Origin of the sequence: Rathayibacter sp. RFBD1, from assembly GCF_002932915.1 — a bacterium.
Lineage (GTDB): Bacteria > Actinomycetota > Actinomycetes > Actinomycetales > Microbacteriaceae > Rathayibacter.
In genome coordinates this window covers 133,347-153,376 of record NZ_PSWQ01000025.1, presented here as the reverse complement: position 1 = coordinate 153,376, position 20,030 = coordinate 133,347, and the positions used below count along the sequence as shown (strand labels likewise).

Genomic DNA, 20,030 nt, shown 5'->3' with positions numbered 1-20,030 from the left:
GTCCCGGTCGCCGTCTCCGCAGTCGCAGGCCGAGCAACCCGACCCGATGATCCCCGCCGCCACCGCCCGGCTGCGCTTCCGCGAGATGACCGCCGAGGACCTCCCCGACATGGCGGACCTGCTCGGCGACCCGGTCGTGATGCGGTACTACCCCGCGCCGAAGGACCGCGAGCAGGCGGCCGCCTGGATCGAGTGGAACCGGCGCAACTACCGCGAGCACGGCTTCGGGCTGTGGATCGTCGAGACCCTCGACGGCGAGTTCGTCGGCGACTGCGGGTTGACCTGGCAGCGCGTCGACGGCGGGATCGAGCTCGAGGTCGGCTACCACGTGCGGGCCGGTCTGCACGGCCGCGGCTACGCCACCGAGGCGGCTGCGGCCTGCCGCGACCTCGCGCTCGCCCACCGCCTCGCGGGACGACTCGTGGCGCTCGTGCACCCGGACAACGCCGCCTCGAGGCGCGTCGCCGAGAAGACCGGCCTCCGCGTGATCGCCGAGGACCGCGACGGCGGCGGACTCGTCCGCACCGTGCTCGGGATGCCGCTCGTCGGGCCCGGGCGCCGGCCTCGGGAACGCTGACCGAACGCCTCCGACGGCTCCGGACCACCGCGCGCGGAGCAGGCCCTGGGCTGGAGCAGATCCTGAGCTAGAGCCGGTCCTCCAGCGCCGCGATCAGCGCCGCGCGGTCCTCACGGAGGATCGAGGCCCCGCCCCCCGGCACGGTCCGCACCTCGACGCCGCGGCCGGCGAGGACGCCGCCCAGCGAGCCGTGGCCCAGCGGGTCCTCCGGCATCACGGCGAGCGTCGCCACGGGGAACGTCTCGGGGGCCTCGGCCGCACCCCGTGCCGTCAGCCCGACGGCGGAGTCCTGCTCCCAGAGCGCGTGGGCCGACACGTCGAGCTCGATCTGCTCGTCCGTCCAGATCGGGTGGCGGTGGCGGAGGGAGTCGGCGTCGCCCTTCTCGACGTGCGCGACCGAGCCGCCGCGGTGGAGCGCGCCCGCCAGTCCGCGGGCGTCCGAGAACGCGGGGTCGAGCAGGAAGAGCCGGTCGGCGCCGTACTCGGGGGCGAGCCGGGCGGCGACGACGGCGCCGAGGCCGTGGCCGATGACGAGGTCGGGGGTCTGCAGCACCGAGGCGCGGACGTCCGACGCCCAGCGCTCCGGCGAGTACACGGGCGATGCCGGCGAGCCGCCGTGACCGGCGAGATCGGGGGCCACCACGCGGTAGCCGTGCTCGTGCAGCGTCGGGACCAGGGCGTACCAGATCCGTGAGTCGGAGCCGAGGCCGTGGAGGAGGAGCGCGGTGCGCTCGCCCGTTCCGCTGTAGTCGCGGACGAACAGCGCCAGCGGCTCGGCCGGCGCGGCGGCCAGCGCCTTCCGCTCGGCGCGGGTCGGCTCGAGCACGAGGGTGTTGCCGAACGCCTGCGGTGCCGGCCCGAACGCGTCGCGCGCGCTCTGGATCACCTTGCGGCCCAGCATCGCGTTGCCGACGCCGCCCAGTGCCGCTCCGATCCCGAACGGCATCGCCCGGCCGACCAGGCCCGCGCCCTGCTGGGCGAGGAAGTGCTTGGCGAAGGACTTCTTCGCGCGGTCCGCCAGCTCGCCCACGAGGAAGGACGGCAGGCCCTTCGTGACCACGGAGCCCCAGTACTGGTTGAGGCCGCTGCCCCCGCCGACGGCCTGCCCGGCCACCTGGCGCACCATCTCGCTGCCGGAGGAGCCCATCATCAGCGTGAGCACGAGGGCCCGCGCGCGGTCCGGGTCCTCGAGCGGGATCCCGTGCACCTCCGTCACCGACTGCGCGAAGAGCGCGCTCGCCTCCAGGAACCCTGCGGCTCCCGCGCCGGAGAGAGCCACCGAGGCGGCCGTGCCGATGCCGGGGACGACGGCGGTCGCCCCGATCGCCGCGCCTCCCGCGGCCACGCTCGAGAGGTACTGCCGCTCGAGCGACGTGATGATCTGCTCCGGAGTCGCCCCGGGACGCCGGCGCCGCAGCAGGCGGATGTTCGCCAGCACGGCCGGGCGCTGCACCGCGAGGAGCCGGTCGAGCAGCTTCGCCAGCTGCGCGTTCTCGGAGCCGTCGGCCTGCTCCACCTCGCCGGCCCTCTCCACGGCGCGCTCGCGCTTGCGGTCCTTCTGGGCCATGTCGTGCACTCCTGCGTCCTCGGGCGCCGCGTGCGGGAGGGGTCAGTCGTCGGAGACGGTGCCCTGGACGGGCGGGCCCTCGGCCGGCGCCGTGCTGCTCCGCGGTGTCGGCGCGTAGTCCTCAGCGTAACGCGCGAGCACCTCCTCGATCGGCGCGTCCAGCACCAGGCGGCCCTTGTCCAGGTAGAGGCCGCGCGTGCAGAAGCGGCGGAGGTCGCGCTCGTTGTGCGAGACGAAGAAGAGGGTGCGGCCGGAGGCGAGCAGCTCCTCGATCCGCGCGTAGCACTTCTCGCGGAACGCCCTGTCGCCGACCGCGAGCACCTCGTCCACCAGGATGATCGGCTCCTCGAGCCGCGACACGACGGAGAAGGCGATGCGCACCTTCATCCCGCTCGAGAGGTGCTTGTAGGGGGTGTCGAGGAAGTCGCCGATCTCGGCGAATTCGATGATCGAGTCGAAGCGCGCGTCGACCTCGCGCTTGGACATCCCGTGGAGACCCGCGGTCAGGTAGACGTTCTCGCGGACGCTCAGGTCGGCCACGAAGCCGCCGGTGATCTCGATGAGCGGAGCGACGCCCCCGCGCACCTCCACCGCGCCCTCGTCCGGCAGCACCACGCCGGCGACGAGCTTGAGCAGCGTCGACTTGCCCTGACCGTTCCGGCCGACGACACCGATCGCCTCGCCCGCCCGCACCTGCACGTCGAGCCCGCGGAGCGCCCAGAACTCGCCGGGCCGCGAGCGGCGGGAGCGGCCGGCGAAGAGGTCCTTGAAGGAGCGGCGGCCCCGCCGGTTGCGGCGGAAGCGGATCCCGAGGCCGCGGCACTCGATGACCACCGGGGCGTCGGCCATCACAGCTCCTTCAGCACCGCGCGCTCGGAGCGGCGGAAGACGACGAGGCCCAGCGCCAGCACGAGCACCGAGATGCCCGCGGAGGCGAGGATGAGCGGGACGTCGAGCTCGCTCTCGAAGAACGCGGAGCGGTAGAGGGCGAAGATCCCGCTGAGCGGGTTGAGCGCCGCGAGCGGCCGGATCTGCTCCGGCAGGTTGGCCGTGGAGTAGATGATCGGCGACGCGTAGAAGAGGAACCGGAGCACGAGCTTCACGGCCCGCTCCAGATCGCGGAAGAACACCACGAGCGGGGCCACCAGCAGACCCACGCCGAGCGTGAGCACCGCCTGCAGCAGGATCGCCACGGGGAACAGCAGCGCCGCCCAGGTCAGGTGCGCGCCGGCGATCACGGCGAAGAGCACCAGCACCGGCAGGCTCGCCACGAACTCGATGCCCTTCGAGAGCACGATCCGCCCGACCCAGATGGTCCGCGGGATCGACGTCGACCGCACCAGCTTCGCCTCGCGGAGGAACGCGCGGGTCGCGTCGGAGGTCGCCTGGTTGAACCACATCCACGGCAGCAGGCCTGCGAGCAGGAAGACGATGTACGGGTCCTCGCCGACGGTCCGCTGGAAGACGACGGTGAAGACGAAGAAGTAGATGCCCGACATCACGAGCGGGTCGAGAACCGACCAGACGTAGCCGAGCGCGCTCGTGGCGTACCGGACGGTGAGGTCGCGCCTGGTGAGCAGCCAGAGGGAGTGGCGGTAGCGCCAGGCCCGGGAGCGCCGGTGGCGCAGGGCCGTCTCGGTCGCGAGGGTGTCGGCCGTGCTCACTGCGCGACTCCTCCCGTCGGCTCCGCTCGAGCCGGGGGAGGAGCCGGGAGCGTCAGACGAAGAGGTTCGCGCGCTCGAGGTCCTCGGCGAAGTCCACCTCGACGGCGTAGAGGTCGGAGATGTCCATCGGCTCGACGAGCAGGCGGTCCTGCTCGATCGCCAACTCTATGCCACGCTCGAAGTAGTCCTGGGCGTCGACCCGGGCGAGCTGGCGCACCAGCGCGGCCTTGTCGGAGGCGGACACGTAGTTGATCCCGACCGCCTCGCCGAGGCCGCCGCGCACCGTCTTGGAGAGCTCCTGGATGAAGCCCTCGGCGCTCGTCGTGTACTTGACCTCCTCGTCCGACACCTTCGAGGTGTTGACGGTGACGAAGGAGACGTCCTTCGCGATCAGCGCGGCCGCCCGGTCGAGGATGCGCGGGTCGAAGACGACGTCGCCGTTCATCCAGAGCACGCCGCCCTGCCCGCTCGCCTGCAGCGCGCGGAGGAGGCTCTTGGAGGTGTTGGTCTGGTCGTACTGCTCGTTGTAGACGAACGTCGCCGAGGGGAAGGCCTCGATGATGTGCTCGAGCTTGTAGCCGACGACGATGCTCACCGGGATCCTGGTGCCGAAGGCGTGGTGGATGTTGTCGAACTGCTGCTGCATGATCGTGCGCCCGTCGCTGAGCGGCGTGAGCGGCTTGGGGAGGGAGCGGCCGAGCCGGCTGCCCATCCCTGCGGCGAGGATGACGACGGTGGCGGGGCTGCTGCTCGTCGAACCTGTGTGCATCATCGTGTGTTCTCCTCGAATTAACCGCTGCGTCTCGATCTGATCGACTCCTCGGGTAGAGACCTAGTGTACAGTTCACGCCCCCCGGGGCCAGGGTGGTTGACCTCTCGCCGTGTCGCCGGGTGTCGGCGCGGGCGCCGGGGGCCTGCGGGCGAGTTGGTACCGTAGCCGGATGACGTCCGTGACGAACGCCGAGCCCGCTGAGGGTGCCGCGGATCCGGACGGCGCCTCGCCCGTCGTCTTCGAGCTGCACCAGCTGACCCGGACCTTCGGGAGGACGGTGGCGGTCGACCGCATCGACCTGGCCGTCCGCGCGGGGACCTTCTACGGGATCATCGGCCCGAACGGCGCGGGCAAGACCACCACGCTCTCGATGATGACGGGCCTCCTGCGACCCGACACCGGCCGCGTCCTCGTGCACGGCGTCGACGTCTGGAAGGACCCGTCGGCCGCGAAGCCGCTGATCGGGGTCCTGCCCGACCGCCTCCGGCTGTTCGACCGGCTCACCGGCGCCCAGTTCCTCGCCTACTCCGCCGCGCTGCGCGGCATCGACCTCGCCACGGCGAAGCAGCGCACGGTCGAGCTGGCCGAGGCGCTCGGCCTCTCCGACGCGCTGGAGCGCCTGATCTCGGACTACTCCGCGGGGATGGCGAAGAAGGTCGCCCTCGCGGCGGCGATGATCCACGCCCCGCGCGTGCTGGTCCTCGACGAGCCGTTCGAGTCGGTGGACCCGGTCTCCTCGGCCGCCGTGATCACCGTGCTGCGCCGCTTCGTCGAGGGCGGCGGCACCGTCGTCCTCTCCAGCCACGGGCTCGACTTCATCGAGCGCGTCTGCGACGACGTGGCCGTGATCGTCGGCGGGCGCGTGCTCGCCTCCGGGACGGTCGCGGAGGTCGCCGGCACCGCGACGCTGGAGGAGCGCTTCCTCGAGCTCGCGGGCGGCAAGCAGATCGCCGAGGGGCTGCAGTGGCTGCACGACTTCTCCGGCTGAGGGTCGACGTCCTCCTGGGCGCGTTCCGCTCCGGGCCCGCACGCTCGGCCGGCGCCGTCCTGGGCGTGCTCGTGGTCGTCGCGGTGACGGCCCTGCTGATGGCGGCGATCGGCGCTCTGCGCTCCTCGGACGCGGCGGCGGGCGCTCTCGTGACCGCCGGCGGCCTCGTCTCCGTCGGCTTCCTGGTGCTGCCCTTCCTGCTCGGTCCGCTCGACCCGATGGATCCGCGCGCGTTCCGCCTCTTCGGCCTTTCGCCGCTCCGCCTCGCCGGGGCGCTCGCCCTGGCCGGCCTCGTCTCGGTCCCCACGCTCGCCCTGCTGGTGGTCGGGCTCGCGAGCGCGCCGCTCGTCCCGGGCGCAGGCGCCTTCGCCGTGGTCGGCCCGCTCCTCGCGGTGGCGACGGCCTCGCTGTTCGCGCGGATCGGCCTCGCCGCCTCCGCCGCCCTCGTCCCCTCCCGGACCGCCCGCGAGCTGCTGGCCGTCCTCGGCCTGGTGCTGATGCTCGGCGGTCCCGCCGCCCTCGGTGCCGCCGCGCTGGTCGACACGGGGGACACCCCGGTGCTCGAGCGCTGGGGTGCGGCGATGGGGGCCACTCCGTTCGGTGCGGCGTGGATGATCGCCCCGGCCGCCCGGACCGGCGACGCGCTCGGCCCGCTCCTGCTGGCCCTGGCGACGCTCGTCGCAGCGGGCGCGCTCTGGTGGCTCGTCGTCCGCCTGCTGACGGAGCGGCCCGAGCGCACGCACCGGCCGCCGCGCGGCCTCCGGCTGGGCTGGTTCGACGTCCTCGGCTCGACCCGGACCGGCGCGATCGCGGCGCGCAGCATCACCTACTGGCTCCGGGATCCGCGCTACCAGGCGTCGCTCGTCGCCGTGCCGGTGCTGCCGGTCGCGGCCCTGCTGCTGCTCGCGGTCGTCGGCGTCCCCTTCCCGCTGCTCTCGCTGCTCCCGGTCCCGCTGATCGCGCTGTTCCTCGGCTGGTTCCTGCACAACGACGTCGCCTACGACGGATCGGCGTTCTGGCTCCACGTGGCCGCGGGCGTCCGCGGCTGGTCGGACCGGCTCGGCCGCGCCTTCCCGACCCTCCTGCTCGGCGTGCCGGTCGTCGTGCTCGGCTCGCTGATCAGCAGCGCGACCTCGGGGCTCCCCGATGCGCTGCCCGTCGTGCTCGCGGTGAACACCTGCCTTCTGCTCGTCCCCGCCGGCGTCGCCAGCGCCGTCTCGGCACGGCTCGCCTATCCGGCTCCGCGCCCGGGCGACAGCGCGTTCACGCAGCCCCAGGCCCCCGGAGCCAGTGGCGCCGGTTCGCAGTCCCTCGCGTTCGGCCTGGGGCTGCTCCTCTCGGCTCCGGCCGTGGTGCTCGGCGTCCGGGCCCTGTTCGTCGACCCGGAGGCGGCGGGCGACGCCGTGCTCGTCGGCTTCGGCAGCGCCGTGGTCGTCTTCGCCCTCGGCGTGCTCCTCGGCGGCCGGCTGTTCGAGCGCCGCGCGACCGAGCTGGTCGCGTTCACCAGCCGCTACTAGCGCCGCCCGATCCGGAGCGCACGGCCGCGGGCCCGGGCTCCGCGCGTAGGATCGTCGGCATGATTCCGCGCGTCCAGAACAGCAGCACCGACCCCCTCGAGGGAGGCGGAGGAACCGCCACGCTCGACCGCGAGCTCGAGGAGCTCCTCAACCAGGAGTCCATCGAGCCGGGCGACCACGAGCGCTTCTCCCACTACGTGCCGAAGGACAAGATCCTCGAGAGCGCCATCACCGGCAAGCCGGTCCGCGCGCTCTGCGGCAAGAAGTGGCTCCCGGGCCGCGACCCGGAGAAGTTCCCGGTGTGCCCGGCCTGCAAGGAGATCTACGCGAAGATGAAGTGAGCGCCCGCCCGCTCACTCGTAGCGGGTCGGGATGACGGGCTCGCCGCGGCCGAGCCGGAGCGCGTCGATCGGCAGCTCGAGGACCGCGTTGGCGTGGTGCGCGCGGGCTGCCGCCACTCCCTCGATGCCGAGGTGCTCGGGACGGATCGTCCCGTCCTCGATCAGGGGGACGAGCAGCGCCCGCTCGCCCTCGCCGACGGCGCCCTCGGGGCCGGCGCCCACGTGCACGACCTCGGCCTCGGCGATCCCGTCGTCGGAGAGCAGACGGCCGGCGGCCTTTCGCCCGCCGATCGACGCCTTCGAGACCGACTTCTTCGCCACCGCGACCCACTCGCCCGCGTCGTCCTCGTGCGCGACCAGCTTGTAGACCATGCCCGCCGTCGGGTGGCCCGAGCCCGTCGCCACCGAGGTGCCGACGCCGTAGGAGTCGACCGGTGAGGCCGCGAGCGCGGCGATCCCGTACTCGTCGAGGTCGTTGGTGACGGTGATGCGCGTGCCGGTCGCGCCGAGCGCGTCCAGCTGCTGCCGGACGGCGGCCACCTGCTGGGGGAGGTCGCCGGAGTCGATGCGCACAGCGCCGAGGCCGGTGCCGGCGACGCGGACCGCCAGGTCGACGGCGGCTGTCACGTCGTAGGTGTCCACCAGGAGGGTCGTGCCGGGGCCGAGCGCGGCGACCTGCGCGCGGAACGCCTCTTCCTCCGAGTCGTGGAGGAGGGTGAAGGAGTGCGCGGAGGTGCCCATCGTGGGCACGCCGAAGCTGCGGCCCGCCTCCAGGTTCGAGGAGGCGCCGAATCCGGCGATGTAGGCGGCGCGAGCGGCCGCGACGGCGGACCGCTCACCGGCGCGGCGCGAGCCCATCTCGGCGAGCGGTCGCCCGTCGGCGGCCGAGACCATCCGCGCGGCGGCGCTCGCCACGGCGCTGTCGTGGTTGAGGACGCTGAGCACCAGGGTCTCCAGCAGCACGCCGTCGGCGAAGGGCGCCTCGACGATGAGCACGGGGGAGCCCGGGAGGTAGACCTCGCCCTCGCGGTAGCCCCAGACGTCGCCCCGGAAGCGGTAGTCGGCGAGCCAGTCCAGCGTGCGGGAGTCGACCACGCGGTTCTCGCGGAGCCAGGACAGCTCGTCGTCGCCGAAGCGGAACCGCGAGATGAGCTCGAGGAGCCGGCCGGTGCCCGCGAGCACGCCGTAGCGGCGTCCCGGCGGGAGGCTCCGGGCGAACACCTCGAACATGCAGCGGCGGTCGGCGGTGCCGCTGCCGAGGGCGCCCTCGACCATCGTGAGCTCGTACCGGTCGGTGAGGAAGGCCGTGGAGTCCATCCGCTCAGTGTTCCACGGCCGCCCCCGCGCGGCCCAGGCGCGGGTGCCGGGGCTTGCGCACGCCGCCGGGCCCGGGAACGGCGTGCGGCCGGGACCGGGCCGCAGGGCGCGGGTAGGCTGTTCCTCCGTGACGGACGCACCGCTGGGCATCTTCGACTCCGGGGTCGGCGGGCTCACCGTCGCCCGCTCCGTGATCGACCAGCTGCAGAACGAGTCGATCGTCTACCTCGGCGACACCGCGCACTCGCCCTACGGTCCCAAGCCGCTCGCCGACGTCCGCGCCTACGCCCTCGACACCCTCGACACGCTGGTCGACCAGGGCGCCAAGCTGCTCGTCATCGCCTGCAACACCGCCTCGGCCGCGATGATGCGCGACGCCCGCGAGCGCTACACGCTCGGCCGCGGCATCCCGGTGATCGAGGTCATCCAGCCCGCCGTCCGCAGCGCTGTCCGCGACACCCGCAACCGCCGCGTCGGGGTGATCGGCACGGTCGGGACGATCCGCTCCCGCGCCTACGACGACGCCTTCGTCGCCGCGCCCGACCTGCAGCTGTTCACCGCTGCCTGCCCGCGCTTCGTCGAGTTCGTCGAGGCGGGCGTCACCTGGAGCGACGAGCTGCTCGCGGTGGCGGAGGAGTACCTCGCGCCGCTCAAGGCCGCGGGGGTCGACACGCTCGTCCTCGGCTGCACGCACTACCCGCTGCTGCGCGGTGCCATCGCCTACGTGATGGGGCCGGACGTCCGCCTCGTCTCGAGCGCCGAGGAGACCGCGCTCGACGTCTACCGGACCCTCGTGGCGCACGGCCTGCAGCGCACCTCCGCCGCTCCTCCGACCTACCGGTGGGAGGAGACGGGCTCGAGCGACTTCGTCCGCCTCGCCCGCCGCTTCCTCGGTCCGGAGGTCTCGAGCGTCGACCTCGTCGAGACCGGCACCATCAACCTGCGCGAGCTCGACCGGGCCGCGCTCCCGCACGATCGAGGGAGACCCGAGTGACCGACAGCACCGCATCGAAGGCCGCGCGCAAGGACGGGCGGGCGCCCGACGAGCTGCGCACCGTGACGATCGAGCGCGGCTGGAGCACCCAGGCCGAGGGCTCCGCGCTCGTCTCGTTCGGGAACACCAGGGTGCTCTGCACCGCCTCCTTCACGAACGGCGTGCCGCGCTGGCTGCAGGGCAAGGGCAAGGGCTGGGTCACCGCCGAGTACGCGATGCTGCCCCGATCCACCAACTCCCGCATGGACCGCGAGTCGGTCAAGGGGAAGGTCGGCGGGCGCACGCATGAGATCTCGCGGCTGATCGGCCGAAGCCTGCGCGCGGTGGTCGACACGAAGGCGCTCGGCGAGAACACCCTCGTGATCGACTGCGACGTCCTCCAGGCCGACGGCGGCACCCGCACCGCGGCGATCACCGGCGCCTACGTGGCGATGGCCGACGCGATCGAGTGGGCGCGCGGCAAGAAGTACGTGGGGCAGAAGGCGCAGCCGCTGATCGACAGCCTCTCGGCGGTGTCCGTCGGCATCATCGACGGCGTGCCGATGCTCGACCTGGCCTACGTCGAGGACGTGCGCGCCGAGACCGACATGAACGTCGTCGTCACCGGACGCGGCCTGTTCGTCGAGGTGCAGGGCACCGCCGAGGGGGCCCCGTTCGACCGCCGCGAGCTCGACGCCCTGCTCGACCTCGCGGTCGCCGGTGCCTCCGACCTCGCCCGCATCCAGGCCGAAGCGCTCGCCGCGGAGCCCGGAGCGTGAGCCTGGACCTCGTCCTCGCCACGCACAACGCGGGCAAGGTGGAGGAGTTCCGCGCCATGCTGGCCGGCGCGCTCCCCGGAGTCGGCGTCCGCGCCTACGACGGACCCGAGCCCGTCGAGGACGGCGTGAGCTTCGCCGAGAACGCGCTGATCAAAGCGCGCGCGGCGGCGGCGCACACGGGCCTCGTGGCGCTCGCGGACGACTCCGGGATCTGCGTCGACGTCCTCGGCGGCGCGCCGGGCATCTTCTCGGCCCGCTGGTCGGGACGCGCGCACGACGCGACGGCCAACCTCGAGCTCCTCCTGGCGCAGCTGCACGACGTGAAGGCGGAGTACCGCGGTGCGCACTTCAGCTGCACCATCGCCCTCGTGGTACCGGACTCCGTGCTCCCCGGCGGGCAGGAGACCGTGGTCGAGGGCCGTTGGGACGGCGCGATCGCGACGGCGCCGCGGGGTGGGAACGGCCACGGCTACGACCCGGTGTTCGTCCCCGAGGCCGGGGCGCTCACGGCGGCCGAGCTCGCTCCCGAGCAGAAGAACGCCCGGAGCCACCGCGCCCGCGCCTTCACCGCGTTGCGCGCCGAGCTCGCCGCTCTGTCCGCCCGGCTCTGACCCCGGCGGGATGCCGCTCCGGTGCACGCCTGTCGGCGTGCCGCGTGCCGGAGTGGCGTCCCCCGGAGGCGGAAGTCAGGACTTCGGGTGCTTGTCGTCCAGGGTGTCGGCGTCGAGCACGTAGGCGGCCGACTCGGTCGAGTCGGTCTCGGGGTCGGCGGCGAGCTTCGCCTTGCGCTGCTGCTGGAAGAAGTGGAACAGCGTCGGCACCAGCGCGAGCACGACCGCGCCGATCAGGATCACGTCGATGTAGTGCGAGACGAAGTCGGCGACCGGCGGGATGAAGGCGAGCAGCCATCCGATCAGGGTGACCCCGCTGCCCCAGATCAGGGCGCCGATGAGGTTGTAGAGGCTGTACTTGCGGTAGTTCATGTGAGCCACGCCGGCCGCGATCGGCGCGAAGGTGCGGACGATCGGCACGAAGCGGGCGAGGATCACGGCGAGGCCGCCGAAGCGCTCGAAGAACGCGTTGGTCCGCTTCACGTTCTCGATGCTGAAGAAGCCGGACTCCTTGCGCTCGAAGATGCGCGGGCCGGCCTTGTGCCCGATCAGGTAGCCGACCTCGCCGCCGACGAAGGCCGAGAACCCGACGGCCAGGCAGATGAGCCAGATCGGGACGCCGAGGCCGCCGTTCGACGCGTTCTCGTGCGCCAGCAGGCCCGTGATGATCAGCAGAGTGTCGCCCGGGAAGAGGAAGCCGATCAGCAGTCCGGTCTCGGCGAACACGATGAGGCAGACCACGAGCACGCCCCAGGGGCCGAACGAGGTCAGGATCGTCTCCGGATCGAGCCAGGGGACGAGGGCGGCGTGGTTCAACGGATCTCCAGTCGACGGGGGCCGGTGGCCGGTCGGCGGTCACGCGAGCGCGCTCAGCGTACCGGCCGATCCCGTGCGGAAGGAGGGACTCGAACCCTCACGCCTCTCGGCACAGGAACCTAAATCCTGCGTGTCTGCCATTCCACCACTCCCGCGTGCGGGCTCCAGTGTAGAGAGGAGGGCCCCGCGCCTCAGCCGCGGGAGGCCGCCCGGGGGAGGTACCGCGGGATCCAGCGGGCGAGCGCCCCCGCTCCGCCCAGACCGAGCACCCCCATCACGACGGCGGCGAAGGGGAGGGAGACGAGGGCGGTGAGCGCCGACACGACGATCGGGGCGGCGGCGTTGCCCGCGTCACCGGTGAAGCGGAACGCGCCGAGGAACGGGGCCGGATCGGCCGGGGGCGCGAGATCGGCGCCGATGGTCATCAGGATGCCGGAGCCGATGCCGTTCGCGGCCGCGAGCACGCAGGCCACGGCGACGAACCAGGGCACCGGATCGAGGGCGAGCACCGAGGCGGCGAGGGCGAGGTGGCCGAGCCCGAGGCCGATCATCGAGGGGATCGCGGTGGCACCCCGGCCGAAGCGGTCCATCAGCTGGCCGCCGGCGTAGAAGAGGGCGAAGTCGAGCGCGCCGGCGATGCCGATGATGATCGCGGTGTCGGTCTCGGCGAGCCCGATGCTCACCGCCCAGAGGGGGAGGATCAGCGTCCGGCTCGCCCGCAGCGCCCCGATCACGGCGGCGCCGGTCCCCATCCGAGCGAGGACCCCGCGGTGCTCGCGCAGCGTCCCGAGCAGCGACTGCGGCGACTCCGGGACGGTCGCCGACGCCTCCGCGGCGACCACGTCCTCCGGAGCGGCGCGGTCGGCCGCGGCCTGCGCCCGCCGCAGCACCGTCGCGGGGTCGGGCACGAGCAGCAGGACCACGACCGCCGCCACGCAGCAGACGATGTGCACCCAGAAGACGGACTCGACGGAGCCGGTGAGGTGCACCACCCCGGCCGCCAGGAACGGGCCGATCAGCCAGCCGGCGCGGAACGCCCCGGCGAGGGCGCTGAGCGCGCGGGCGCGGTGCGTGATCGGGACGAACGACGTCATGAACGCGTGCCGCGCCAGCGCGAAGACCGCGGTCGCGAGGCCGATCACGAAGACGCCGATCGTCAGCCCGACCCACGACGTCGAGAGCAGGCACACCACGAGCCCGAGGATCGACGCGGCCGAGGCTCCGAGCATCGCGCCGCGCTCGCCGATCCGGGAGACGATCCAGCCGCTGGGGATGTCGCCCGCCAGCTCGCCGATCATGATCATCCCCGCCACGAGGCCCGCCAGGGCCAGCGTCGCGCCGAGGTCGCCGGCCGCGGCCGGCAGGAGGGGGATGATCGCCCCCTCGCCGATGGAGAAGAGGAGGGTGGGGAGGAAGGTCGACAGCAGCAGCGGCCCGACGGGGAAGGGGCGCGGAGCGGTGCTGGTCACCGTCCCCAGGGTACGCCCGGGCCGGAGGGCGGCCCCCGGCCCCCGGTAGTCTGGACGCACCATGCTGGACAACGACTTCACCGAGCAGATCACTGCTCTCCGCTCCACCTTCGCCGACATCCGCGCCGTCATCGACGTGGACGGTCTCCGCTCGAAGATCGCCGAGCTCAGCGAGCAGGCCGGCGCCCCCGACCTGTGGGACGACACGGCCAACGCGCAGAAGGTGACCAGCGCCCTCAGCCACCGCCAGTCCGAGCTCGCGCGGATCACCGCGATCGACCGGCGCCTGGACGACCTCGAGGTGCTCGTCGAGATGGCGAACGAGGCCGAGGACGCCGAGTCCGAGCAGGAGGCGATCGCCGAGCTCTCCTCCCTCCAGAAGGTCATGGGCGAGCTCGAGGTGCAGACCCTGCTCGACGGCGAGTACGACGACCGCCCCGCCGTGGTCACCATCCGCGCGGGAGCGGGCGGCGTCGACGCCTCCGACTTCGCCGAGATGCTCATGCGCATGTACCTCCGCTGGGCCGAGAAGCACAAGTACGCGGCGACCGTCATGGACGCCAGCTACGCGGAGGAGGCGGGCATCAAGTCGGCCACCTTCCAGATCGACGCCCCCTACGCCTTCGGCACGCTCTCGGTCGAGGCCGGAACCCACCGCCTCGTGCGGATGAGCCCCTTCGGCGCCGCGGGCAAGCGCCAGACCTCCTTCGCCGCGGTCGAGGTCATCCCGCTGATGGAGGAGGCCGGGGCGATCGAGATCCCGGACAACGACATCCGCGTGGACGTCTTCCGCTCCTCCGGCCCCGGCGGCCAGTCGGTGAACACCACCGACTCCGCGGTGCGCCTCACCCACCTGCCCACCGGCACCGTCGTGTCGATGCAGAACGAGAAGAGCCAGATCCAGAACCGCGCCGCGGCGATGCGCGTGCTCCAGTCGCGGCTCCTGCTGCTGCAGAAGGAGCAGGAGGCGGCCACCAAGAAGGAGCTCGCCGGCACCATCACCGCGAGCTGGGGCGACCAGATGCGCAGCTACGTCCTCGCTCCGTACCAGATGGTGAAGGACCTGCGCACCGACCACGAGGTCGGCAACCCCTCGCACGTGTTCGACGGCGATCTGGACGGCTTCATCGCCGCCGGGATCCGCTGGCGGAAGTCCTCCTAGCGCGGCTCGGGCGCGTCCCCACCGACGCGCCGCGCGCCCCCTCGGCGGACTCTTCGGGATCGTCGCTTACCCTCGTACCGACATGATTCGCTTCGACAACGTCTCCAAGCAGTATCGGGGCGGCACGAGACCCGCCCTCAACGCCATCGATCTCGAGATCCTCCGGGGCGAGTTCGTCTTCCTCGTCGGCGCCTCCGGCTCCGGCAAGTCGAGCTGCCTCCGCCTGATCCTCAAGGAGGAGCGCCCCTCCTCCGGGTCGATCCACGTGCTCGGGCAGAACCTCGGCAAGATCTCGAGCCGCAAGGTCCCGTACTTCCGCCGCAACATGGGCGTGGTGTTCCAGGACTTCCGGCTGCTGCCGAACAAGTCCGTCTTCGACAACGTCGCGTTCAGCCTCCAGGTGATCGGCAAGTCGAAGGGCTACATCCAGGAGGCCGTCCCGGACACGCTCAAGATGGTGGGCCTCGCGGGCAAGGCGTCGCGCCTGCCCCACGAGCTCTCCGGCGGCGAGCAGCAGCGCGTGGCGATCGCCCGTGCCGTCGTCAACAAGCCGGCCGTCCTGCTGGCCGACGAGCCCACGGGCAACCTCGACCCGACCACGAGCGCCGGCATCATGGCGCTGCTCGAGCGGATCAACGCGGGCGGCACGACCGTGATCATGGCGACCCACGAGGCCGGCATCGTCGACCAGATGAAGCGCCGCGTCATCGAGCTCTCGGCAGGCAGCATCGTCCGCGACGAGAGCCAGGGCGGCTACGGCCAGACCGAGAGCATCACCGTCGTCCACGACGGCGTCGTGGTCGTGGCGGCCGACGACCACGCGGTCGCCGAGCAGCCCGCGCCCCCGGCGATCATCGACAGCGAGCTCGCGCCCGCCGAGGTCCCCGAGATCGACCTGCGCCAGGAGGCCCCGGCCCCGCCGCCCGAGCCGGCCCGCCTCTCGCAGACCGCCGCCCAGCCCCGCGTCCCCGAGGGCCGCCGCTCCGCCGCCGTCGAGCCGGAGCGCGAGCCGGAGCCGGCCGCCGAGCCCGCCGCCGCCCCGCGCGTCGTCGAGCTGCAGAGCCAGACCGGTCCGATCTTCCTCCCCGCCGACACCGGCGCCCTGCCCGAGGAGTCGCTCGCCGCGCGCCTCGGCCTCCGCGCCCACGCGGGCGAGGGCGACGAGACCGGCGACGACCAGCAGAACGTAGGACCCGTCAAGTGAGATTCGCACTGATCTGGTCGGAGGTCGCCAGCGGCCTCCGGCGCAACGTCTCCATGGTCGTCTCGGTGATCCTGGTGACCTTCATCTCCCTCACCTTCGTCGGCACGGCGATCCTGCTCCAGATGCAGATCGGCCAGATGAAGAACTTCTGGTACGACAAGGCGCAGGTCGCGGTGTACATGTGCACCGCCACCTCCGGCGGCTCGAACTGCAGCGGCTCCGACGCCACCGCCGAGCAGATCGACGCGGTGCAGGGCCAGCTCGAGGGCGCCACGCTCGCGCCGTACATCGACCGCTCCTACTTCGAGGACCACGACCAGGCCTACGCGAACTTCCAGGAGCAGTTCGCGGGCAACCCGGTCGCCGAGTACGTCACTCCCGACCTGCTCAACCAGACCTTCTGGATCAACCTGAAGGACCCGACCCAGTCGGACGTCATCGTGGAGAGCCTGTCGAGCGTCTCGGGAGTCGAGAGCGTCACCGACCAGCGGCAGTACCTCGACCAGATCTTCTCGATCCTCAACGCGGCGAGCTACACGGCCATCGGCATCGCCGTCCTGATGCTCGTCGCGGCCGTGCTGCTCATCGCCACCACGATCCGCCTCTCGGCGTTCTCGCGGAGACGGGAGCTGGGCATCATGCGGCTCGTGGGGGCCTCGAACAGGTTCATCCAGACCCCGTTCATCCTCGAGGGGGTCTTCGCCGCGCTGGTCGGCTCGATCCTCGCGGGAGTCGCGGTGGTCGCCATCGTGCAGGTCTTCGTGCAGGGGTTCCTGGCGTACCGGATCCCGCTGACCTCCTTCGTGGGACTCGACGACGCTCTGATCGTCGTGCCGATCCTGATCGTGGTCGGCATCGTCCTGGCCGCCGTCTCGGCCAACGTCGCGATCGCGCGGTACCTGCGGGTCTGATCCCGGACCGGACGTATACTGGTGGGCTGTCCCGTTCGGGGCGGCCCACCGGTGCATCGCCCCGACGATGCCCGCCCCCTTCATCCGCTCGCGACCCGAGGAGCAGCCGTGCCCAGAGAACAGGGACAGAAGGTCGTCGCGACCAACCGCAAGGCGCGCCACGACTACCTCATCGAGGACACCTACGAGGCGGGCCTCGTGCTCACCGGCACCGAGGTGAAGTCCCTCCGGGCCGGCCGCGCCTCGCTGGTCGACGGCTACGCCTTCGTCGACGGGGGAGAGGCGTGGCTCGACGCCGTCCACATCAACGAGTGGGCGCAGGGCACCTGGACGAACCACCCGCCGCGCCGCAAACGCAAGCTGCTGCTGCACAAGGCGCAGATCCTCAAGATCCACAACAAGGTGAAGGAGGGCGGGTACACGCTGATCCCGCTCTCGCTGTACTTCAGCGACGGCAAGGCCAAGGTCGAGCTGGCCGTGGCCAAGGGCAAGAAGGACTACGACAAGCGCCAGGTCCTCCGAGAGCGCCAGGACCGCCGCGAGGCGGACCGCGCGATGTCGACCCGCCGCCGCCTCGGCGAGTAGGCTCCGGCGGGCATTGTCCGACGGGTGCCGCGCAAGCCTCTTCTTCACGCCCCGTGCTTTGGGAGACTGGGGCGCGTGACCTCCCCCGAGAACAGCGCCCCCGCCGCCCTGAGCGCTGCCGACGAGAAGACGCGGTGGCGCGCTTTCGCGGTGAGCGTCGGAGTCGCGGCCATCACGATCCTCGACCTCTCGAAGGTCAACGTCGGCCTGCCGTCGATCGAGCGCTCGCTCGGAGCGGATGCGAGCCAGCTGCAGCTGATCGTCGCGGGCTACGCGCTCGCCTTCGGACTGGCGCTCGTGCCGGCCGGCCGGCTGGGCGACATCCGCTCGCGCCGCCTGCTGTTCCTCATCGGGCTGACCGCGTTCACGGTGACGAGCCTGCTCTGCGCGCTCGCGCCGTCGATCGAGCTGCTCGTCGTCGCGCGCTTCCTGCAGGGCGTCGCCGCGGGCATCCAGATGCCCCAGGTCCTCGGGCTGGTGCAGCAGATGTTCACCGGCGCCGAGCGGGCCCGGGCCTTCGGGGTCTTCGGCGCGACCATCGGCCTGTCGACCGCCTTCGGCCCGACCCTCGGCGGCCTCCTGATCGCGATCGGCGGCGAGCAGGACGGCTGGCGCCTGCTGTTCTGGATGAACATCCCGCTGGGCGTCGCCGCGCTGGTCTTCGCCTGGAAGCTCATCCCGAAGAAGCGCTCGCGGCCCGAGGGAGACCGGTCCCTCGACCCGGTCGGCCTGCTCCTGCTGGCGGTCGCGATCTTCGCGTTCATGCTGCCGTTCCTGCTGACCACGGGCTCCTCCTCGGACTCGCCCTACCGCTGGTTCTGGCTGGTGCTCGCCGCGGCCGCCGCCGCCGTCTTCGTGCGCTGGGAGGCGCACTACGCCGCGTCGGGGCGGACGCCCGTCATCGACTTCCGCATCTTCCGGACCAGCTCCTACCGCAACGGCATCCTGGTCGCGACCTCCTACTTCGCCGCGATCCCGGCGACCTTCCTCCTCACCACGCTCTTCCTCCAGCAGGGGCTCGGCCTCGAGCCGGTGTTCGCCGGCATGGTGAGCATCCCGTTCGCGCTGACCTCGGCGGTGACCGCCTGGTACGGCGGCAAGCTCGTGCAGCGCTACGGCCGCGCACTGGTGGTGCTCGGCATCGTGCTCGTGGTCATCGGCTTCACGCTCGTGCTGCTCGCCGCCGAGCTCCTCCCGGCCGAGACCGCGGCTTACGGCATGGGTGCCGCGATGCTCGTCGCCGGGGCCGGCGGCGGCTTCGTCGTGTCGCCGAACCAGACGCTCACCCTCGCCGAGATCCCGCCGGCGCAGGGCGGCGTGGCGGGCTCCGTGGGCCAGCTCGGCCAGCGCGTGGGCACCGCGGTCGGCACCGCCTGCGCCTCCGCCGTCTTCTTCGCGACGCTGGCGAGCGAGCAGGGGATGGCGGAGGGGCTGGACCGCTACCACGACGCCTTCCGCAACGGCTACTTCGTCACCCTCGGGCTGATCGCGCTCGCGCTCGTGCTGGGTCTGCTCGATCTGCGCCGCCGCCGGGTGACCGCCCGCGGAGCTGAGGTAGACTAGGACTCGTAACTCCACAGTGTGCGACGAACGACCCACTCCAGCGGCCTCCGGGCCGTCGAGTGCTCGCGGGGATGATCGGTTTCGACATTGCCTGCGAAACTGCGAGAAGCGGGTCGAGGATCCAGGGTCATCTCGTCAACGATCCCTGGAAAACACAGGTGCCGAACAGAAGCGCACCGACTTCGCTCTCGCTGCCTAAGCCAGAGTAGATAGTCCGTCAGCCCGTGGGTGCGTCCTCGCCCCGGATCCTGGCGTCATCTAGAGGACTTGCTGCGTCGTTACGCCTGAGGGCGACGCGGGACTTGCACTCGGGCTGGGCCCGTCGACCGATGCGCCGATGGTAACGGTCGGGGCCGAGCAGAACGCTCTCATCGGCTACACCCGTAGAAGGCGCAGAATCACAGCGATGGACGGGGGTTCGATTCCCCCCATCTCCACCACCGGTCGTCGTCGCACACTGGGAGCTCCGCTCCGCCGCCCTCACGACGGTCGCACGTCGAGCTGTCTGATCCGCCCGTAGAGGGTGAGCATCGCCAGCCGGTCGTCGTCGTCGTGCGCCGGGCCGGCGAGAGCCTGCGGCGGGGCCCAGTCCCGGTAGAGCACGCCCGGCGCCAGCACGGCGACGGCGGTGCCGGCCGGGTAGTGGGCGCTGCGGTCCACCGGCAGCTCGGCGAACGCGTCGGGCAGGAGCCGGTGCAGCACCTCCAGCAGAGGACGGAGGCGTACTGCTCGCGCCTCGTGCACGGAGAGGGTCACGGCGTTCATCGCGGCGAGCGCGGCCACCAGGTGCTCGGCGGCGGCGTCGTCGTCGCACCGCTCGGTGACCAGCAGCGAGACCACCCCGCGCGGCTTCAGCCAGCCGAGCGTGGCGGCCTCGGCGTCGCCGTCCACCGAGACGACGCGGTCGGAGGCGTGGGCGTAGTCGTGCAGGAGCCGCGACCAGACGTCGCCCGGGCCGGGCCCGTCGACCTGCGCGACCGCCTCCGCCGCGGCGAGCAGGGAGCTCTGCCGGTGGAGCCTCGGGAACAGGCTGTCCGCCGGTCCCCAGTGCTGCTCGGCCGTGCGCGAGCGCTCGGGGGGTTCCTGGTCGTGACGGTCCTGCATGTCGACTCCTGAGCCGCCGGTCTCCGCGCCCCCTCGCGCCTGCCGGTCGTCCCTTCACCCTGCGCTCCGACGGAGCACGTGTCAATGAGCCGAACGGGGGTCGATCGGAG

The 20,030-nt window shown here is 72.2% G+C and carries 20 protein-coding genes, 1 tRNA gene and 1 other RNA gene; 13 read left to right on the top strand and 9 right to left on the bottom strand.

Annotation, left to right across the window (positions count from 1 at the left end):
- Positions 1-46: 46 nt before the first annotated feature.
- Complete coding sequence (locus C5D50_RS14680; protein ID WP_104226961.1) at positions 47-577, top strand: GNAT family N-acetyltransferase; 531 nt, start codon at positions 47-49, stop codon at positions 575-577.
- A 67-nt stretch (positions 578-644) separates the two neighbouring features.
- Here C5D50_RS14680 and C5D50_RS14675 read toward each other — a convergent pair whose 3' ends face one another.
- Genes C5D50_RS14675 through C5D50_RS14660 form a run of 4 tightly spaced genes read right to left on the bottom strand, consistent with a single transcriptional unit; the run spans position 645 to position 4,577 of the window.
- The gene (locus C5D50_RS14675) at positions 645-2,144 is read right to left on the bottom strand and encodes an alpha/beta hydrolase family protein (RefSeq protein WP_104283828.1); all 1,500 of its coding nucleotides are present in this window, start codon (positions 2,142-2,144) and stop codon (positions 645-647) included.
- Positions 2,145-2,186: 42 nt separating this feature from the next.
- Positions 2,187-2,993 (bottom strand): ABC transporter ATP-binding protein, encoded by an 807-nt coding sequence (locus tag C5D50_RS14670; RefSeq protein ID WP_104223571.1) that lies wholly within the window; start codon positions 2,991-2,993, stop codon positions 2,187-2,189.
- The gene (locus tag C5D50_RS14665; RefSeq protein WP_374953048.1) at positions 2,993-3,808 is read right to left on the bottom strand and encodes an ABC transporter permease; all 816 of its coding nucleotides are present in this window, start codon (positions 3,806-3,808) and stop codon (positions 2,993-2,995) included. Before C5D50_RS14665 ends, C5D50_RS14670 begins: the two co-directional genes overlap by 1 nt.
- 52 nt (positions 3,809-3,860) lie before the next feature.
- Positions 3,861-4,577: an NTP transferase domain-containing protein gene (locus C5D50_RS14660; RefSeq protein ID WP_104283843.1), complete on the bottom strand. Its 717-nt coding sequence runs from the start codon at positions 4,575-4,577 to the stop codon at positions 3,861-3,863.
- A 172-nt stretch (positions 4,578-4,749) separates the two neighbouring features.
- On the opposite strand from C5D50_RS14660, the gene C5D50_RS14655 reads away from it, so the two are divergent.
- The 3 genes from C5D50_RS14655 to C5D50_RS14645 are packed head-to-tail and all read left to right on the top strand — an operon-like array spanning position 4,750 to position 7,426.
- Positions 4,750-5,568 (top strand): ABC transporter ATP-binding protein, encoded by an 819-nt coding sequence (locus C5D50_RS14655; RefSeq protein ID WP_104223570.1) that lies wholly within the window; start codon positions 4,750-4,752, stop codon positions 5,566-5,568.
- Positions 5,544-7,085 carry an ABC transporter permease gene (locus C5D50_RS14650; protein WP_104283827.1) on the top strand — a complete coding sequence of 514 codons (1,542 nt, stop codon included), beginning with the start codon at positions 5,544-5,546 and terminating at the stop codon, positions 7,083-7,085. Before C5D50_RS14655 ends, C5D50_RS14650 begins: the two co-directional genes overlap by 25 nt.
- A gap of 59 nt (positions 7,086-7,144) precedes the next feature.
- On the top strand, positions 7,145-7,426 hold the full coding sequence (locus tag C5D50_RS14645) for a DUF3039 domain-containing protein (RefSeq protein ID WP_104223568.1): 282 nt from the start codon (positions 7,145-7,147) through the stop codon (positions 7,424-7,426).
- A gap of 12 nt (positions 7,427-7,438) precedes the next feature.
- On the opposite strand, the gene C5D50_RS14640 is transcribed toward C5D50_RS14645, so the two are convergent.
- Positions 7,439-8,743, bottom strand: a complete 1,305-nt coding sequence (locus C5D50_RS14640) for a nicotinate phosphoribosyltransferase (RefSeq protein ID WP_104262681.1) — start codon at positions 8,741-8,743, stop codon at positions 7,439-7,441.
- A 127-nt stretch (positions 8,744-8,870) separates the two neighbouring features.
- Between C5D50_RS14640 and murI the strand changes: the two genes are divergently transcribed.
- From murI to rdgB, 3 genes are read left to right on the top strand one after another with little or no spacing between them, the layout of a single operon-like run.
- Positions 8,871-9,737: a glutamate racemase gene (gene murI, locus C5D50_RS14635; RefSeq protein ID WP_104223566.1), complete on the top strand. Its 867-nt coding sequence runs from the start codon at positions 8,871-8,873 to the stop codon at positions 9,735-9,737.
- Positions 9,734-10,495, top strand: coding sequence for a ribonuclease PH (gene rph / locus C5D50_RS14630; RefSeq protein WP_104233199.1), 762 nt, complete (start codon positions 9,734-9,736; stop codon positions 10,493-10,495). The genes murI and rph overlap by 4 nt, the downstream gene beginning before the upstream one ends.
- On the top strand, positions 10,492-11,106 hold the full coding sequence (rdgB, locus tag C5D50_RS14625; protein WP_104283826.1) for an RdgB/HAM1 family non-canonical purine NTP pyrophosphatase: 615 nt from the start codon (positions 10,492-10,494) through the stop codon (positions 11,104-11,106). The genes rph and rdgB overlap by 4 nt, the downstream gene beginning before the upstream one ends.
- A gap of 75 nt (positions 11,107-11,181) precedes the next feature.
- Here the strand turns inward: rdgB and C5D50_RS14620 are convergent, their stop codons facing one another.
- From C5D50_RS14620 to C5D50_RS14610, 3 genes are all read right to left on the bottom strand, one after another.
- Positions 11,182-11,922: a DedA family protein gene (locus tag C5D50_RS14620; RefSeq protein WP_104238166.1), complete on the bottom strand. Its 741-nt coding sequence runs from the start codon at positions 11,920-11,922 to the stop codon at positions 11,182-11,184.
- A gap of 74 nt (positions 11,923-11,996) precedes the next feature.
- Positions 11,997-12,077: transfer RNA gene (locus C5D50_RS14615), tRNA-Leu, on the bottom strand.
- Positions 12,078-12,113: 36 nt separating this feature from the next.
- Positions 12,114-13,391 (bottom strand): MFS transporter, encoded by a 1,278-nt coding sequence (locus tag C5D50_RS14610; RefSeq protein WP_244230655.1) that lies wholly within the window; start codon positions 13,389-13,391, stop codon positions 12,114-12,116.
- Between the two features lie 61 nt (positions 13,392-13,452).
- On the opposite strand from C5D50_RS14610, the gene prfB reads away from it, so the two are divergent.
- The 6 genes from prfB (at position 13,453) to ssrA (ending at position 19,256) form a co-directional block, all read left to right on the top strand.
- The gene (prfB, locus tag C5D50_RS14605) at positions 13,453-14,553 is read left to right on the top strand and encodes a peptide chain release factor 2 (RefSeq protein WP_104226967.1); all 1,101 of its coding nucleotides are present in this window, start codon (positions 13,453-13,455) and stop codon (positions 14,551-14,553) included.
- A gap of 82 nt (positions 14,554-14,635) precedes the next feature.
- Complete coding sequence (ftsE, locus tag C5D50_RS14600; protein WP_104233202.1) at positions 14,636-15,757, top strand: cell division ATP-binding protein FtsE; 1,122 nt, start codon at positions 14,636-14,638, stop codon at positions 15,755-15,757.
- Entirely contained in the window at positions 15,754-16,668 is a 915-nt protein-coding gene (gene ftsX, locus C5D50_RS14595) for a permease-like cell division protein FtsX (protein WP_104223559.1), read from the top strand. The genes ftsE and ftsX overlap by 4 nt, the downstream gene beginning before the upstream one ends.
- Positions 16,669-16,776: 108 nt before the next feature.
- Positions 16,777-17,253, top strand: coding sequence for an SsrA-binding protein SmpB (gene smpB / locus C5D50_RS14590; RefSeq protein WP_104223558.1), 477 nt, complete (start codon positions 16,777-16,779; stop codon positions 17,251-17,253).
- Positions 17,254-17,328: 75 nt separating this feature from the next.
- Positions 17,329-18,816, top strand: a complete 1,488-nt coding sequence (locus C5D50_RS14585; protein WP_104223557.1) for an MFS transporter — start codon at positions 17,329-17,331, stop codon at positions 18,814-18,816.
- A gap of 67 nt (positions 18,817-18,883) precedes the next feature.
- Positions 18,884-19,256: a transfer-messenger RNA gene (gene ssrA / locus C5D50_RS14580) on the top strand.
- A 40-nt stretch (positions 19,257-19,296) separates the two neighbouring features.
- On the opposite strand, the gene C5D50_RS14575 is transcribed toward ssrA, so the two are convergent.
- Positions 19,297-19,920, bottom strand: a complete 624-nt coding sequence (locus C5D50_RS14575; RefSeq protein ID WP_104250136.1) for a hypothetical protein — start codon at positions 19,918-19,920, stop codon at positions 19,297-19,299.
- Positions 19,921-20,030: the final 110 nt, after the last annotated feature.